Origin of the sequence: Pseudoalteromonas sp. BSi20439 (assembly GCF_000241165.1) — a bacterium.
GTDB lineage: Bacteria > Pseudomonadota > Gammaproteobacteria > Enterobacterales > Alteromonadaceae > Pseudoalteromonas.
In genome coordinates, this window is record NZ_BADW01000131.1 from 1 (window position 1) to 295 (window position 295).

A 295-nucleotide genomic window follows, 5' to 3' on the forward strand; every position below is an offset into this window, starting at 1 on the left:
GAGTGCTGCGTATCGTAATCACACTAATGATAACGATTTTACAGAGCGCTTTAATGAATTAGTCACCCATTATGGCTTTAAAGCGACCCGCAATAACCGCGGTATTGCGCATGAAAATGGGGCTATTGAGAGCCCTCATGGGCATCTTAAATCGCAACTGGAGCAAGCATTAAAAATCCGTGGTAGTTATGACTTTCAGACAAGAGAAGTCTATGAATCGTTTGTTGCCGACATTGTAGCTCGCCGTAATCGCCGTGTAAGTGATAAATACGCAGTAGAGCAGCGACAATTACAT

General features: G+C 43.4%; 1 pseudogene. It reads left to right on the plus strand.

The annotated features are described in order from the left end of the window. Positions 1 to 295 (plus strand): annotated as a pseudogene (locus P20439_RS11610) (IS21 family transposase); the annotation flags it as partial.